The organism is Rhizobium sp. C4 (assembly GCF_021026315.1).
GTDB lineage: Bacteria > Pseudomonadota > Alphaproteobacteria > Rhizobiales > Rhizobiaceae > Ensifer_A.
Window position 1 is genome coordinate 1 of sequence record NZ_JAJNCX010000029.1, and the last position, 16,935, is coordinate 16,935.

Below are 16,935 nucleotides of genomic sequence, written 5' to 3' on the forward strand. Positions count from 1 at the left end.
CCCGCAAATCCATCGACAAAGCCTTCGACATCTCAGCCACCTCCATCCAGAGGGTGTCATAAGAATCAGACAGACGCTGATTTGCATAGCCCAGTCGATTCAATCAGGTAGGATGCCCCTCTAATCGGTACTCCGCCGCCCCGGCGTCCTTCAGGGCGACGTGAACCTCACCGCACATTTTCCGGTTCTGTCGTCTCATCTACCCAATCTGGGGGATTTCACTGGCCTTGGAGACGTATATTTTAAAGTCAGTTCGAAGGTGGAAACTGGATCGCATATGAAAGCTCACCGTTATTTCGCTATTACTTTCTTCACAACCGCCATTCTGGTGCCCGCCGCCGGGTTTGCGCAATCCTGCGATCCGCAGAGGATACAGTCAGAATTACAGTCGCGTTATGCCGGGCGAATAGCAAATGCCAACGGCGGCGTCTGCGAAACCGCGCGCATTCAGATCGACATGCTGGAGGATGCGAAGAGAGCCTATCATCAATGTCTACGCGGAAAGGCACTGCAAGACACGGTAAGTGAACTCGATCGCCTCATCCGCCGCGCCAAGCAGGCGAAGGCCGATGTCGGTGGATGCTAGGTGAGTTACGATCAATAGGCATCAGCGTCATGCTCAGAGAACCAAGAACACCAAGTATTTTCGCCGAAATCTCGGCCGGTGATGTCATAAGGAGGGTCTGTTCAGGACTGTTCTCTTGCAGCCTCACATGCCTGGTCGCCTGGTGGCTGCTGCCAATATCGGGAGCCTATGCGAGCTGCGAAACACAGAAGTCGCTCTACAAGGATTCCGTTGAGATCTGTAAGAAGGATAAGAGCTATTGTGTTGATGTGGACCTCTACCGCGCGGACGTCATCGCAGCCTGCGGGCCTGGCGCTGTGCAAACAAATGCCAGCCCCGCGGGGGATAACGAGGGTCAGACCGGAAAATCCGTGGGCGGCAAGAGCGCCAATTCAGGCGCGAAAGGTAATAAGAATGCCGCAAGCGATCCATCTGATGATCCAGACGACAACCCGGATAGTGCTTTCGTCGAGCCGAATACGCCCCCATCGTCCTGCGCCTTCTTCACGAAACCCGCCAACGAGAAATTCCGGTTGAACTACCATACAGCCGGTTCTTTCGTCTGCTGGAGAGGAAATATGTACGAATGTTGGCGCGACGCGAATGGTGGCAAGCAATGGATCCGGCGAGCACCATGCAGTTCGTATCAAGGCGCGAAGGAAGCCTGCAAAATCGAAGGAACTTGCTAGAGAACGTCCACGGAAAACGCGTCAACGGTTTTCTGTCCAGACTGCGACAAAACAAATAGATAGAGCGTCAGGCGTTCCTTTTGTTGCTTGCTATCCTAGCGGGTTATTGACGAAGATTGAATCGACATGCTGGAAAGATTTAAATTTTCTGTGGACCGCGTATTTCGCAAGGTGATGTCAGAACGCAGCCAGCAAATGGCTTGGTTCCTCGGTCTGTTAATGTTGATAGTTTCGCAGCCGGCTTATGCTCTTAGAAATGGAACTGATATATCTAAAGATCCCTATGGAAGCGCAAATAAGTCTGTTGCGCTTCTCGAGGCTGACAATGCCAATAACCGTGATTACACCTTTAAATGCGCTGCTGTCGCGATTGCGGCTGACATGCTCCTGACAGCAGGACATTGCCTACGGGGCAACAAGGAACACTTTCGCGTTCGGTTTGTTAGCCAGTTTGATCCCCTCGATTACGAAACCGTGTCTGTGAAGGCGTTCAAGTTGCACCCCGCTACAAACGGTGGATTCGACGACGAAATGTATAAGTCATTCGACTTATCTGTTGCGGACCTGTTTCACGATATAGGAGTCGTTCTACTGGACACTCCTTCCAACTATGCTTCCCCGATGACATTGGTGTCACCAGACTATAACCCACAGAATGCTCCCGACCCGTCAGTTTTTCTATTTGGCCGTGGTCGCGACGCTCTTTTTCGAGACAAGGGAAATATTGAGTTTGCTCGACTGGAAAAGATGAAGCCATTTTCCGAATCAGGGAACATTTGGACTGCAAATGCAGTGAAAGACCCGGTCGAAGGTCTGGTATCTGCATGCGTAGGAGATTCTGGGGCGCCGGTTACTGCTGTGATTGAGGATGAATACATTCCCGGACGGCGGATTCATTATTTGCTCGGTATATTTACATTTCAGAGCACCCGAGTATTGCCAAAACAACTGGATAAGGCAAAGAAAATTTGGGAAGGTTTTAACAATATTCCAGACTGCGGAATAGAAATTGGCTACGTCAACATTCAAAGCGAGATAGCCTGGATCAAGGCGGCAATGAAAGAATTGAATCCTGGGAGTGAAGGGCGACTAAGCGTTTACGGAGAAGCGCCCGGTGATGCAAGTCGCCAAGCAAACTTGGTCCATGCACCAGATGTTCCACACCTCGGCAATGAAAAGGGGCAACAAAGCGCTCGCACGCAGTCGGCAGGCGGCCCATTCCTGAACTATCCGGAAACGGCGCTCGAAGGCTCGTTGACTGCCGAAATTTCCAAATCCCTTGAGGAATGCGATCATCTTTGCACCGAGCGCTCGGGCTGCCTCGGTTTCGATCATCAAACGGGCACCAATCAGTGCCGGCTCTATGGCGGCGTCCGTTCGGCACGTCAACAATCAGGCTCGACGGCCGGGACCCGCAACAAGCTCGCCGGGTATCGCGACCCAATCAACTCTCCACGACCACCGGAGCAACGGCAACAATCTCAACCGCCTGTCGCCGAACAGCTTCCGCGGGAATCCCGCAGTTTCAATCGCGTCGAAAATCGCGATCTCGGCGGCTTCGATTTTCTCACGCGCCCCAGCAACAGCGTCGACCAATGCGAGAACCTTTGTCGCGGTTCCGGCCAATGCATCGGCTATACCTTCAATGCCTGGAGCCAGAAGTGCTATCTGAAAAGCAGCCTGGATGCGCTTCGCCTCGATGCACGGGCGACTTCAGGCATCCTTGCCACCGTACGACATCCCGGCTTCAACGACGCTTCGATCATTATGGAATACTATAAAGACTCCACAATGTCAGGCTCCATCCTCGGCCCGATGCGCACTGCCCGCAATAGAAGCGAGTGCGAAAGCATGTGCTGGGCAAACGATTCCTGTATCGCTTTCAGCTTCACTGCCGGCAAGCGCCAATGCGCACTGTTCGACAACGCGGACAACCGCTTTAAGAAGCGCATAGGCGTTGAAAGCGGCAGCAAGATTCAACCTAAGCATTGAAGGACAGATTGATGCGACTTGAATCGGAGACGCTCAACGACGTCAAGATTTCTCCCCTATGGGGGAATTGGCGCTCAAACGGGCGATGTCATGGGTCAATGATTGGGCTTTTGATCCGCAAATTATTTACTTCCATCGAAAGCTGCTCCAGACCTGAACGGAGTTGCTTTAGACATATAGCAAAATACTGCCAAACATAGGTGTTGGCGGTTTTACATCTGCTCTTGGACTGAAGGGGCCGCGTGAATTCTAGCGCTGTATTCTGTTTAGATCGGAAAGGATATGCCGTTGAAAAGTGGAATTATTGACAACTCATGTACTCGGACGCTTTCAATATTATCAGGCTGGAAAAATGAGGGCATTGCGATGCGTAAATTTGTGGCAGCATTGGCATTGGTTCTTTTGAATGCACCGACAAGTTTCGCTGCAGAACAATATCCTGGGGAAATGGCCCTCTTGCAGCAATATAAAAACTGCTTGGCACAAGATTCACAGCTATCGGACAAAGCAGCTGCTTTGGCAATGGACGGGGGCAGGGCGTTTCAACGTGCCTATGATCTTGAAGTGGCCAAGAGGAAAGAATGTGAATCCATATATTCCGAGCACAAAAGAAGGGCCGCAGGCGCAGACAGCCAGCCAATTGCTAAGCCCAATCAGCCGCAGCCTAACAGTCGCCAAACTCGTTCGTCTGGTGAACCGGACATTGCCACGGGGCCGCTGAATTGCGTCAGCGCCGAATACGAGGGACGCGTGACCGGCGGTGAAGGAGCATGCATGCTTACCCTCAGTAATCAGTGCAAGGTTCCGGTGGTATGCTACGCGGATATGAGCGCCGCCCATAGTTCCGGACGATCAGAGTCGACCAGCAAGACTTATCACATCATGAAACAGTCCAGCGTCACCCACGGGATCCGGGGCGTGATCTCATGTCAGGACTATACCTATAAATGCCAGCCGGATAACTGATCCACATTGGGTTGAGTGAGATGAATGCTGATCTGCCGGAGCGTCGTATTGCTAGGGCCCAAGATTGCCCTGGCAATAAGTGCTCGCAAGAAATCCGCGATAGTTTGGCCCTCCGCTCCGGCTGGCCTGGCAAAGCGACCGCAGAAGACCCTTCGCGTCGGCATTGCCACTAAGAGCGAGTTCAAAATACGCGCGTCCCGCCCTGTTCGCGTCCATGTCTGTTGCGCGGCTCTCGTTGAACGTGCGCGGATCATACCAGCGGGCCATTTCGAGCTTTGCCTCCTGGTTCCCGCGTTGAGCGGAAAGCGTAATCGCCTGAAATCCTATCGCCCCATCTCTCGCGGCAAAAGCGTCGTGGCTTAATGCCAGTAATTGTGCACCAGTCGGATCCGCGCGCCTAAGCGCCTCAAACCTGTCGATGAGCGTTGCCTGCACTTCACGGCTGCGACGTTCCTGCAGGAATTTCTGGATCGGCTCCCGATAAACGTAAACAGCGCCCACACAAGCAATCACCGCGATTATCAGAATGAGAGGCAGCCCCCTCGACGACGCCCCCTTGCTTTTGAGGGTCGGTGCAGGCCCAGAAGCAACCTTGGATTGTGTTTTGGTTTGCGGAAATGGAGTTGGAGGTGGTGGAGATGGCGGGCTGGGCCGCGCAGGTTGCGCCGGTGGCGGAGCAGGAGGCGCGGCGGGCGGCTGCTCGGCGACGTGAGTGTCCAGATGGCCGCTATAGCCGCCAGGCACCGGTTGAATCGACGGCCAAAACGCCTGTCCATAGACCTCGGTGCCCACGATCTGGAAGCGGACCTGCAGATCGTAGGGAAGCTTGTCGCAGATATTCGGCCCGGCTCGAACGACTGTCTTCCCGTTCTCCCTCGAAACCACCGTGGCGTCTAGGGCCGCAGGACTTGCCTGCCACTCCGTCAACCCCAGATACGGCTTTTCACCAGACTTGCGGGACACGACAAGCTGGATTGGGCCGCTGTCCGCGCCAACGAAATCGAACGTGATCAGCGCGTGCCCGAAGTACAGCGTGTCGTCTTCGCGGATCTCTATATATACCTGCTTCATGCCACGCTATTTCCGGCCTGGCCGGCCACAAAGATGTCGAGAGCGTCGAGGATCACCCTCAGCCGTTCGTTCTGCTCCAAATTGACAGCAAAGCCTTCGCCCGAAGTCACGTTATCGGACACCATCTGGTGGAATGCATACATCCATTCAGAGAGCGCCAGGTAGGAGAAGTCGCGGCGAACCTTGGGAAGACCGTCGCAATTGCCAAGCGTCGGACGGCGCGCAAAGACCTTGACCATGTTGCCGTCGGGTCCCGCAGGCGCGTCTGGCCTCTGACTTTCATCAAGCACATCGAAGCCAAGCGTATTTACGAAGCGGTTTATATGGGTGGTGGCGAAGAAGCCCGCCTTCTCAAGTAGGATATCAGCCCGTTCGATCGGGCTGCCGCTGAGCTTTTCGAGGTCAATGGCGATGCGGCTCTCGAGATCAGAGCGCCGGGCACCGGTGATCAGCTCGGAGATCAGTTCGCTAGCCGTTTGCTGGTCCAGCCCCATTACCTTCAGGACTTCTTCGTTTCTTACAAGCGCATAGAGGTTCTCTGTCCATTGACTGACTGCCATGCGGGCCAGATAGTGTTCCTTGGTTGAAACCTTTTGGGCTACCGCCGGTGGCGGCATTGCAGTTTCGGCCGTTGCTACGGGCCTTGAACCCGGAAGGGGCGGCTTTCTACCCGGCAAGGGTGGCCTCCCGCTTGCGGCCGGCGATGTGCCGCGAGTGGGACCGGCGTCGGCACGAGCGTCTTCGCCGCGCCTCGTGAACGCAACGTGCAAATGTTCGGAAATTCCGTTCTGATTGATTTGCAGCGTTTTGATCGAACTACCGAACGCATTCCGATCCCAAGCCTCGGAAAGACCCGACAGAATGCGCTCGCAGACTTCCTGTCGCTCTTCAAGCCGCTTGTTGATATCGCTATCGATGAAAAAGGGCGACAGAACCCGGCGCACGTCTCGGGCGAGGGCGGCGATCCGCCGGTGCACCTGGTTTAGCTTGATCTCCGGTCGGCATACGGGGGCCAGATTTTCAATCAGGTATCCGACGCCGCCGTCGTTCAGTTTCAGCGACTCGTCGAACGCGCGGGCCGGGTCGCGGAAGTGATGCTGCACCTCGTCGACCTCCAGGTAGGCCTTGCGGAGGGCGGCAACTTTCTCGACCTTCTCAGGCAGAATTTCTATTTCCTGATTGCCGTTGTAACGGATTAGGAACTCCGACTTGAAATTAGGGTTGCGCAGCCAGTATGTATTATTGAATGCCCTCTTGGGTTTCCATTCGAATGGCCAGGTATGGGCCTTTCCGAAATAGCTGGTAAGCGAGGCTGCCATACGTGCCTTGAACCGATCAGCGGGGTTTTGTCCTTCGTCGCCGGCCCTTTCGTTGAAGTGCTTGTCCATCATCGTCAGGACGAGGAAAAGCGCGGGATCCGTTCCGGCACGGTCGGCCGCAGTGGCTCCGTGGGACAACTTAATCCAGTTGTCAATCATGTCCGGCAGTTCGACAACTTCCTGGTTGGAATCCTTGATGCACAACAGCATGCTCGCGATTTCCTGTTCCGCCACATAGCGGTCGAACAGGAACGCAACTTTGCCGCGCCGGAAGAGGTCCTGGAGAGCGTCGCCCTTGAGGTCGAAATAAGTCTCGAAATCGACCTTTTGGCGGCTACGGGCGCCTGGGAAATCGAGAAGGTCCGTGTGCTGGTACAGCGGACCAGGCTGGTCGGCGATGGTAATGCGCAATTCGGCTGCGAGAGCGGTAACGATCGGCCGCGACAACGAAACTGCAGGACCGTTCATCGAGCGGATGGATAGCGGTTCCCCGACGCTCAAGGAGCCGAGCCCGCTGAGGGTCGCCACGTCGATAATGCTCTTTTCGCGGGGAAGGAGGGCATCGATGCCGCAATAGGCTTCTTTGGGAAAGCCCAGTTTTTCGAGGGCCGAAGCCAGTTCGATATAGACGGTCGTGAACTGCGGTACATCGCCCCAGAGGATTGAGAAAAGCTCAGCGCGGTCGCGGACGGACAGGCGCGGCGCCAACTGGGCGGCTTCTTCCCAGAAAGAGCTTAGCGTCTCAATGTAGGCAAGGCCTGCGAACTGCTGCTCGAAATAATCCTGGAGTTCCCAGACGTCCTCGTCCTGCAAGCCCGCGCCAAGAGCGGAGCCGGCTCGCGTTTTCGCGACGGAAAGGGTCTTCAGGATGGTCTCGGGTGTCAGCGACGGCCGGCGTTTTGGATCGCCGTCAAGAAAGAAGCTGTTACCTAAGATCTTGGCAATGTCGGTTTCGCTCAACATCCGCAAAACGACGGGCGCGCCAGAGGGGCTTTGTTCTTGGCGAATCGAGAAGCGGGTGACAAGACCGGTGGATTCGCGGTCGCCGCCGGGATTAATTTCTCGAATGAAATCAACGTCGCGGCCCAAGTCACCAAATCGCGCCATCAGCGGCTTCTCGCCGGGACGGGCGAGAACCGAGACAAGATAGGACTTGCCGGCCTGGCTTGGGCCGAACACGCCGATACACATCGGTCGATCGATCGCGGTCATCGTCTTGCGCGCGGCAGTCACCGATTTGCGCAACTGCTGTTCTGCCGCCTTTCGGGTCGGGCCGATGCGCTCGGCGTTCGCCGGATCGGCGATCCAGACAAGGCCCTGCTGCGCCGATTCGAGTGTGTTCCGGCAGAGCTGCGCAAGTTCATTTCTGGAATTCGATGTCGTTGTCATTGGATGGACAATATCCCGGTATCCAGCCAATAGCCGTCACCTGTATCGATGGCTAGCGTATCCAGCTTGAGTTCCATAAGTCGCTTCACAGGGACCCCGACAAGATCCTCGGCATCTTCGATGATGAATTCTTCCCGCGTGAGCTCGGTTGAAAGTAGCACAGCTTCGTCTGTCTCGTCTTTGTCGGCCTTCTGCGTGTTGCGCGCAATTGTCACGTTGATGGGTCGCTGTATACCTGCCGCGGCGCGTGTGTTGGACAGGCTCAGTTTGTAGAGCGGCGTGGCAACCCAGCGTTCCAGCGGCAATTGGCGATAACCGATGCGCACCGGACTATGGTAATTGAACTGACAATCCTCTTCATTTCCGCTGCTGTCGAGATCGATATCCGAAAACAGCAACTTCTCGTCAGGCAGTTTCGTGCTGCTTTCCAGTAACCCGATATGGCGGGCGGTCGACCTCATCCGCAGATACTGCGAATAGAGGGTGAAATTGGTGATCTGCCGCTCTGATAGCGCGCACAGCATCGCGCCGACCACTGCAGTTGTCTTCGGATCGTCAATATGAGTGTTGCTGACCCCGCGGAAAGGATACCAGGTCCCGACACGATAATCGCGGATCGGGATAACGGCATCCGGCCGCACGGCCATCTTGTTAACGAAAAGGTTGATCAGCTGCGGCAGGCGCATCGGACGGCCGGTCAGCAACACGATATCGGCGTCCAGATGGTTGATGGCTTCTGCGATGTTGTCGAAAACGCTGTCAAATGTTGCTAGGACACATTCCTCCATCGCCGCCGGGTCGATCAGGATCTCGCAATCGGCCAGCAGGAACTCGGACGCGCCCAGCGTTTTCGCTTTCTCCTTAAGGTAGCCGAGAATGCGTTTGTCGACTGGAATTTCCTTACGGATTTTTGTGTCCTTGTCGGTGTCTTCAGGGAAGAAGTCGGAAATCTTGCGCAACGATGTCTGACGGCTGTTTGCCGGCATGGCTTCGCATTCCGACAGGATGCCAATGGCCACAGGCAGCAGAACCTGCAACACGAATTGCCTGCGCAGGTGCTTTTCCTGTTCCGACATGGTGGGATTATCGCCGGCAAATCGATCTTTGAGAAAGTTGCGGGCATTGGTCATGCTGGACTGGGTCAGCATTTCTTCGAAACGTGGGGTCACCAGCCGCTCGATCACCGACTTGAGGAGATCGTCGCCGGCAATCCGAAATCCTTCCCGGAAGTTCTGGTCGGGATAAAGCGCGACGTTGTCGGTCTGGTAGTAAGTCGTCACCATCAGATCTGTCGTGCCGCCGCCGACATCGACGCTGGCTATGCGGAGACTGCTTTCCGGCCTTCTCAAATTGCCCTTGTCTGCCGGCAGTGCCGGATGCCGCTCGCGCGGCTTGCCCAGCATATGGAACAGTGTGCGGATTGAACCGCCAAGCTTGTGCACGGCCTCGCCGTAAAGATAGACAAGATGCACGGAGCTTGCTTCGTCCCAGGAGCAGTGTACCTCGGGACGGCGGCTGTTGATGCCGCCCTTGACCTCATCCCAGCCGGACAGCGACCAGAGCAGCTTCACCGCAGCTTCGGCGCGCGAGCGAAGAATGCGCTGTTCTTGCACCGGTGTGGCCGATGGGATCGTCAGGATGATGCGCCGTAGCCGCCGCGGCGAATCCTTCAGCCGTCTTTCACGCCTCACGCCGGGATTGTTCATCATCGACATGGCTTGGGCGATGATCTCGACAAGCATGAAGGTGAAGAATGAGGATTTCGAGAAGGAGAAACGGCTTGCCGTCTGGGTATCGGATTCCTTGACCTTCAGCTTGAATTTCTGGCGGTCGCTTTCGATCTGTTCCAGTACGTCGCCTCGGTCGTTGACGAAACGGTACATCGACATTTCGATACGTGGCACGGTGTCCGAATAGCCGGCGCTCGAGCGAAACTTCCAGTCCTGTAATACCGGATCTGAACTCCACAAATATCGTTTGGGCGAGGAAATGCCCGTCGTAGCTTCGGTACCTTCGGATTCGCCGCGCAGCCGCGAGGCTTCCGGCCCGATGCGCAGGAGGCTGGGCCAGAAGAATGCGCGCGCCCGCCCGGAGCGCCGGGCGATGTCGTCCGGGCCGAACTCCGCCGCCACCAGCTCGCATTGACTCTCGAACGGATCGCGATGCACGAGTTCCGGCTTGGACAGATCGCGCAGCTCCATCACGAGCGAGTTGTTGAGATCGACATTCATGTCGTCCGGGAAAGACTGAATGAGAAGGCCGCAGGAGCGCGAGTTGCCAATATCGAGAACGAGGTCGACATCGACCGCCTGCGCCGCCTTTACCTCACTCAGCGTATCGATCAGGGAAACCGGACCCGGCTTGATCACGCTGCCGATGAATTGGACGAGAGTGATGTACAATGCGAGATGCTCGAACCGATGCGGGAAGTGCTCGGGCCGCAGTTCGCGATTCTTGTTTTCCTCTTTCCTGTAGGTGTAGAGGGCATCGCGTAGCCAGTCGTCCACCCATTGCTGAACATCGGCCTCGCCCTGGCCGGGCATGGTGATCTTGTGCGAGAGGAAGGAGATGATATCCGGCAGCCGCGTCATCAGGCGGAACCGCTCGGTGCGCTGAGCATCCTCGGGGGTCGGCGCGAGGTAGGGGCGGTTCGGCTTGATTGGCGCAAGCGAAGTATCAAAGGCGAAGATCACGCGGTGGCTGGCTTCCCGGTCGCCATATGTGTTGCGCGTCTCGGTAATGCGCATGCGCACCCAGTCGGTTGGGCCTTGCGCATAAAGTTCGTTACCCAGGGCATCTTTGCCCGGTTCGATCTTGAAGAACGGCACCGGCACCCAGCGGTTCATGTAGGTTTTCAGCGCCACGGAACGGTTAATCTCGTAATTCGAGACATCGTCCGCATGAGGGGAATAGGGCACCGTCGCCGTCGGATCGTTGTCGTTCCAATTGGTCAGCAGGCGTATCAGCGTTCTCCCCTCGGCGTCCAGCTGGCCGGGGGAGCTACGCTCGATGAAACTGCGCGCAAGTCGCGGTGAGCTGTCGAAATCGAAGCCGAATTCCACAAACTGAATGCCGCTGTCGGGGACCAGCGAAAGACCCTCGCTGAAGTTTGCGAGATTTGTCAGCATGCCTTGGTTGCCATGTTTGTTCTGTATGTCACTTGTCTTCTCAGGGTACGGTGAACTCAATTATCGGGACAACATCTTTTACGGAACTCGTCTCCTTGTTGAAGATCTGCACCTGGCCGTTTCGCCGCAACGTCACGGTAAACGGTGTCCTCAGCTGCTGATCATACTGTGCGAAATATTTCACTTGGATGCGATACTGCCCGGGCTGCAACGTGTCGGAGGGCCACTTTAGTAATTCAATGGGCTGATTGGTGAGAGGTGTGTATTTTTTATTCCTGTCCAGGTTGGCATCGACCCCACAGGCTGATGTTTCTATTCCAGCCAGACTGCCGTCTGGGCAAACGATGTACAGATCTAGGTCATTTTTATTGTTCCAGGTCAATGTCACGCTGTCCTCGTTCGCATTGAGCGTTCGCCCGTTCTGCTGCAAACGGTTCTGGTCCGTCGGCAGCGGCGTGGCGGGCGCAGGCGAGGTCAGCGGCGGTTGGGGCGCCGTCGGCGAGACGCAACGCTCGATCATGTCTCGCAGCGCATCTTCCAGCCGACGCATGTCTGCCACCAGGGCTTGTGTCTCCAGAGCGCCGCGTTCTGCTTGCGGATTGGCGACCTGCAGGCAATAGGTACCGTCGCCCCAGCCGTAGACGATACGGTCGGTGAACGGCACGCGAATGCCGCAGGCGGGCAACAGCATCCAGCCGACCATGAATGGCAGGATGAATGCCAGGAGCCAAAGCAAATAGAACACGCCGGTGCGCCAGCCGCGCCGCTTTGGGGGCGTGTCGAGGGCGTTTGCCGCCGCTATCCTGGCAGTTTCTGCGGTGGTTTCTTGCGCAGCAGTCATGTCAATGGACACACCTCCCGCTGGCGGGAAGATTTTCTCGCGCTTACCGATAGCGTGCGATCCTGCGAGTTCGAACGAGTGCCTCTCGTAACCCCAAGCGGTCAGCAGAAGTTTTGCTTCGCCGCTCTGGGCATCGCCGACGAGATAGACATGCTCGTCGCCCGGATATGAAATGGCGTTAAGCAAGGCCGTCGCTATGGTCCGGCCAGCAGGATCGGAGCGATCCTCATATTGTTGGGCCGCGGCCTTGACAGTTGCCTTGTCTGCCTCAAGCCGCGCCCGGTAATAGTCCATATACGCTTCGGGCAGCGCAGAAAGCGGGGTAACGATCTCTTCCAGCTCGGTATACCAGTCGATACCGGCGCCGTCCTTGCTCTTGACCGGCTCGGCCAGCGCGAAGCAGAGCTGTTCCCTGAACTCCCTTTGAAGCATTGCCTCGATCCGCGGGAAGGAGCGCTCGGCGGACGAGCCGAGGGGGCGCATGACATGCAGTGGTGTGGTCGTGACGAACTGGCTCATTGTCCGTTACCTTTCGGTACGAACGGCGCTCCTGGGGTGGTGCCGGGGACAGAGCCAGGCTTGTCCGGCCCGGCCCCCGGAGACGGCGCAGCGAGAGCGAGCAGGCTCTTGTCAATCTCGCAAGGGTCTTTCCCGAGCTGGGCGGTCAGCAACTCTATGCGTTCTTTCAGGCCGCGATTGGCATTTGCGGTCGCATCGAGTTCGGCTTGTGAGACGGCCATCTGTTTCTCGTAGATCAGATTGCCGGGCCATGCGGCATAGGCGAGGATGCTGCCGAAAACTCCCGCGAAAACCGCAGGCGGCCACAGGGGTAGCCTGGCTGGGGATGGGCGTTGCGTCGAGATTGCCGCCGCTGCTGCGCCTGATCGTGTTCCGGGCGGCGCCTTCGCTTCCGCAGGAGTAGCCGTAGACTCGATACCTCCGGCAGCTGTCCAAGATCTGCCGGGCAGGCGGGGCGATATGTCAGTCTTCAGGAACGGGCCGATAGTAGCCTCTGTGTGCTTCGCGTAGGCTGCTGAGGAAAGGGTGGCCGATTCTGGCAGACTGCCCCAGTTCAAGATCACCGGCTGGTCGCCGACAGCAACGATGGATTGTCGATTGTAGATATTGAGCATGACCGCGACGGCTTCGCCGATCTGCGGATCGGCAAGAGCGGGCCGAAGCGCTTCAATGCGCCGCGTCAGTTCTTCAACGAGGCGAACATTCCTGACGCGATCGAGGGTTTCAATATCTCTGGTGTCGTCGTCATAACTGCCGAACCAGGCGATATTCAGTACCTTACCGCCATCCTGCGGCTTGATGGTCGGCTCGGCAAACAGCCGCGACATCCCCTCGCCACAGAGCTGATCGATGCGCTGAAAGAGAAAATCCCCCTGCGTCCAGATGGGGTTGCCATCGATACGCAACACTTCTTCTATCGGGATCCTGGTTGAACGGATGAAAAAGAAATTACCTGCCTTCGGCATACGTCCCCATCTTTGCCAAGGAATGGCCTAAACACAATTGAAAGCCTGCCTCATTTAATTCAACCTGCGAACACGAAATATGGCCAATCCAAACTATAAGATCAATCGACACGGGATCGTCGAAGATGCTCCAAATCGTAATTTTATCGCATTCCGTTCGCAACACCGCTCGCGAACCTTTATATTGCTACACCTAATCGACGCACGATTTCACTTTCCAGCAGGAGACATCATCGGCAACGAGTTTTGCCTGATTTTAGATCGCTCGTTCGTCACACCGGCGTATTGGCAGCTTTTCGGTCGCCGCAAACAGCCAAAGCCTCCCGAGCATTGTTTTAGCGACAACCGGTGCCAGGGCCGACCCCACATTCACCAGCTGTCTCGGTATGAGAGTATCCGCCGTTACTGGAAATTGTCGAGGAGGGGCGGTAAGTGGTGGGACGATAATTGGTGTACCGATACCTATAATGGTAGCTGCTTTCTTTTCGATCCATTGCGTCCAACTGATATATGGTATTTGTCATAGTATTAAATGCGGTCACATCATCCGTTTCACAGGCTGCAAGAAAAGACAATAAAACGGATGTGTATTCGAATCTAAGCAACATGAGATTCTCCAATTTTTCCATTTTTTGTTGCCGTTTATTTATAATGCTCGTCCATTTTAAATTACAAGATTTCTAATATTTTTAGAGCCGATTTAAGCGAATACTCGCAATCGCTTTCGTCAATTTGATTTGAGAATCTTCTCACGTGCAACGAGGCTTCATTCTCATAATATTTGGAAATTTTGGAATAAATTGAATTTGAAGATACTAAATAATCTAGCTTTGAGTGAATATAATTTATGTTTTTCTTGCTGAACACTAATCCTTTCGACGCGCAGTAATCTCCGATCGCCGAGAATTTGTAGATTTCATAGAGTTTCTCGGCAGGTGCTTGTGCCGCTTCTGGCGGACGCCATTCGCTCATCAAATCCTGTACGCCTGCCAGTGCCGACTGTAGGTTGGGGTCCAACTGAATTGCAGTTATATAATCGTCGAGGGCGCGATCGTATTTGCGCATAAGCCGATAGATGTGGGCACGCTCCACGTATAGAATTGCAACATTCCTGTTGCTGTCGATCATCAGGGAAATTTCACTCAGCCTAGTCTTGTAGTCGGCCGCCCGGATTAAAGGCTCACGTTGTGCCGCGCTATCATTGTCATTGGTTCGACCGATATTCTTTCCAGAGATGGCATTCTGGTAACTCAACAGAAAGACAATCGCGACTAACATAACGCGTTTCATGCACGAAATCCTGCCAGATGGGCTTTTCGATATAACTATGCCGCTGCTGCGCACACAGAGCGATAATGTTTACTCCCAACTCGACCATGGGCGCATCACCAATTTGGGGTAGACCTTGACGAAGCCTGAGAGATTTGATTTTTTCATGAATAGGAACGCATGACAGACGCACTTTTTGTTTTTTATTTCCGTCTGCTTACTGAGATATGATCATGCTTGAAGAAATGGAAGTGCAGATTGTCGATCGTGCTTACGAGGCCGCAGTAGTTCCCGATTTATGGCCACAGCTTTGCGATCTTGTCAGCGCACATGTCGGAGCTTATTCAACGGCGCTGATAACGCTGGCTCCAGATGGGCCCCCGCGTTGGACTGCGAGCGATTGTATCGCTGAGCAGATGAAAGTGTATGAAACAAGCGGCGTTGCGCAGCGAAGCAGGCGTCCTTTGATTGGCCTCGAGCGTTGGCCAAATATGTTTATGCGCGACGTTGATTTGCTGACGCCCGAGGAATTGGAAGACGACCCGCTCCGGCTTGAACTTCTGGAGCCTATAGGTCTAGCTTGGGAAATGGGTGGATCGTTCCTGGAGCCCTCCGGTTCGGTTTTCGTGTATAGCCAATTGAATAGAACGGACAACGGCCCTTTTTCGCCCCATGCCCTGATGAGAATGAACAAAATCAAGTCTGATCTCGCGCGTGCGGGCTTTCTCGCAGCCCGCCTTGGGCTTAAGCAAGCCCAGTCCATGACGGAGGGTTTGGAGGCCATCGGCCTCGCCGGTGCGGTGATCGGTGACAATGGTCAAGTCATCACTGCCAATCGCCAATTTGCGGATTTGTCGCCGCGTATTAGGACGGCGTCCCGCAACAGGCTTTTTTTCGAAGATGTTTCCGCGCGTAGTGCCTACGAGTCGGCACTGGAACTTGTGCAAGCTGGAAAAACGGCCCCCGTGCAGTCGATACCAATAGCCGCGAAATCGGACGATCCTGCACTTGTCATCCAGATTATCCCCGTCCGCCGGGCAGCGCGCGACATTTTTAACAGATCCTGCGCCTTGGTGGTCGTGACACCGGTTGTGGGGGTAGGGCCGCCGGATCTACGCGTTATCTGCGGCCTTTTTGACTTGACCGGGGCGGAGGCTGTCGTGGCTCAGAAGCTGACTGCCGGCTTTTCCGTCGACGAAATTTCTGCGGCTCTACGGATATCGAAGGATACTGTTCGCACCCATATCAAGGCGCTTTTCCGCAAGACTGGCGTCAATCGGCAGGTTCAACTGGTGCGTCTCCTCGCAGGCTTGGGGCCGACCGTAGTGCAGCCGAAGAGGACCTGACCTTTCAATCGGGGATCGCGGTATAGGCCACAGCCGAAGGCTATCAGGTCGCATCGAACCCTGCGACGTCGAACTAGTTCTGGCGTTCTTTTGGCTTGAAGAGTTTGATGACGCCTGTTGGTTTCCACGCAGAACTGAGCCGGTTAGGCGCATAATTTCCATTGAGAATTGAGCCATGTGAACCTTCCCCCAACGCGGAGAGCGACGGGGGTAACGGAGTGATCCACATGGGACTTTTGAATATCATCCGCCGGATGGCACTGCGTGAGAAGCTGTCTGTCCGCGAGAACAGCCGACGAACAGGATTGTCGCGCAACACAATCGCGAAGTATCTGAGCGCCGGCACGATCGAGCCGAAGTTCGCGGTACCGGAGCGGGTAAGCAAACTTGATCCGTTCGCTGACAAGCTCTCTGGCTGGCTGAAGACCGAGGCGGGCAGGCCGCGCAAGCAGCGCCGAACGCTGAAGCAGCTTCATGCCGATCTGATGGTGCTCGGCTTTACCGGCTCCTATGGGCGTGTCGCCGCGTTCGCCCGTGAATGGCGAGTTGAGCAGCAGACGACGGGGCGTGGCATATTCGTTCCGCTGTCTTTCCGCCCTGGCGAAGCATTCCAATTCGATTGGAGTGAAGATTACGCTGTGATCGGCGGCGAGCGCACGAAGCTTCAGGTCGCACACATCAATCTGGCGCACAGCCGGGCTTTTCTGGTCAGGGCCTACCTGCTGCAAACACACGAGATGCTCTTTGACGCCCACTGACCTGCCACTGAACTTTCATCCGGCTGCGATTAGAGCCTCGGCGGTTTTTGATACGCCAAATGGCGCGGCTTGAGCAACCGGCGGAAACGCGTAGCTTTCACATTGCGCAGCGTTGGAG

Annotated in this window: 11 protein-coding genes and 1 pseudogene; 6 read left to right on the forward strand and 6 right to left on the reverse strand. The window is 55.6% G+C overall.

Features of this window, described 5'->3' with window-relative positions; translation table 11 throughout:
* Window positions 1-160: 160 nt before the first annotated feature.
* The 4 genes from LQK84_RS24440 to LQK84_RS24455 all read left to right on the forward strand — a co-directional run bounded on the left by LQK84_RS24440 (window position 161) and on the right by LQK84_RS24455 (window position 4,212).
* Window positions 161-586, forward strand: coding sequence for a hypothetical protein (locus LQK84_RS24440; RefSeq protein WP_230831406.1), 426 nt, complete (start codon window positions 161-163; stop codon window positions 584-586).
* A gap of 29 nt (window positions 587-615) precedes the next feature.
* A complete protein-coding gene (locus tag LQK84_RS24445) occupies window positions 616-1,254 on the forward strand; it encodes a hypothetical protein (protein WP_230831407.1) in 639 nt (212 codons plus the stop codon).
* Between the two features lie 126 nt (window positions 1,255-1,380).
* Window positions 1,381-3,246 (forward strand): PAN domain-containing protein, encoded by a 1,866-nt coding sequence (locus LQK84_RS24450; protein ID WP_230831408.1) that lies wholly within the window; start codon window positions 1,381-1,383, stop codon window positions 3,244-3,246.
* Between the two features lie 288 nt (window positions 3,247-3,534).
* Window positions 3,535-4,212, forward strand: a complete 678-nt coding sequence (locus LQK84_RS24455; RefSeq protein WP_230831409.1) for a hypothetical protein — start codon at window positions 3,535-3,537, stop codon at window positions 4,210-4,212.
* Window positions 4,213-4,263: 51 nt separating this feature from the next.
* Here the strand turns inward: LQK84_RS24455 and LQK84_RS24460 are convergent, their stop codons facing one another.
* The 6 genes from LQK84_RS24460 to LQK84_RS24485 all read right to left on the reverse strand — a co-directional run bounded on the left by LQK84_RS24460 (window position 4,264) and on the right by LQK84_RS24485 (window position 14,734).
* Complete coding sequence (locus LQK84_RS24460; RefSeq protein ID WP_230831410.1) at window positions 4,264-5,283, reverse strand: hypothetical protein; 1,020 nt, start codon at window positions 5,281-5,283, stop codon at window positions 4,264-4,266.
* Window positions 5,280-7,991, reverse strand: a complete 2,712-nt coding sequence (locus LQK84_RS24465; protein ID WP_230831411.1) for a virulence factor SrfC family protein — start codon at window positions 7,989-7,991, stop codon at window positions 5,280-5,282. The genes LQK84_RS24460 and LQK84_RS24465 overlap by 4 nt, the downstream gene beginning before the upstream one ends.
* A complete protein-coding gene (locus LQK84_RS24470; RefSeq protein ID WP_230831412.1) occupies window positions 7,988-11,119 on the reverse strand; it encodes a virulence factor SrfB in 3,132 nt (1,043 codons plus the stop codon). The genes LQK84_RS24465 and LQK84_RS24470 overlap by 4 nt, the downstream gene beginning before the upstream one ends.
* Window positions 11,120-11,159: 40 nt before the next feature.
* The gene (locus LQK84_RS24475) at window positions 11,160-12,479 is read right to left on the reverse strand and encodes a hypothetical protein (protein WP_230831413.1); all 1,320 of its coding nucleotides are present in this window, start codon (window positions 12,477-12,479) and stop codon (window positions 11,160-11,162) included.
* The gene (locus LQK84_RS24480) at window positions 12,476-13,444 is read right to left on the reverse strand and encodes a hypothetical protein (protein ID WP_230831414.1); all 969 of its coding nucleotides are present in this window, start codon (window positions 13,442-13,444) and stop codon (window positions 12,476-12,478) included. The genes LQK84_RS24475 and LQK84_RS24480 overlap by 4 nt, the downstream gene beginning before the upstream one ends.
* A 669-nt stretch (window positions 13,445-14,113) precedes the next feature.
* Window positions 14,114-14,734: a tetratricopeptide repeat protein gene (locus LQK84_RS24485; RefSeq protein WP_230831415.1), complete on the reverse strand. Its 621-nt coding sequence runs from the start codon at window positions 14,732-14,734 to the stop codon at window positions 14,114-14,116.
* Between the two features lie 212 nt (window positions 14,735-14,946).
* Between LQK84_RS24485 and LQK84_RS24490 the strand changes: the two genes are divergently transcribed.
* The gene (locus tag LQK84_RS24490; RefSeq protein ID WP_230831416.1) at window positions 14,947-16,059 is read left to right on the forward strand and encodes a helix-turn-helix transcriptional regulator; all 1,113 of its coding nucleotides are present in this window, start codon (window positions 14,947-14,949) and stop codon (window positions 16,057-16,059) included.
* A gap of 227 nt (window positions 16,060-16,286) precedes the next feature.
* Window positions 16,287-16,814: pseudogene (locus LQK84_RS24495) on the forward strand (IS21 family transposase); the annotation flags it as partial.
* Between the last annotated feature and the right edge of the window lie 121 nt (window positions 16,815-16,935).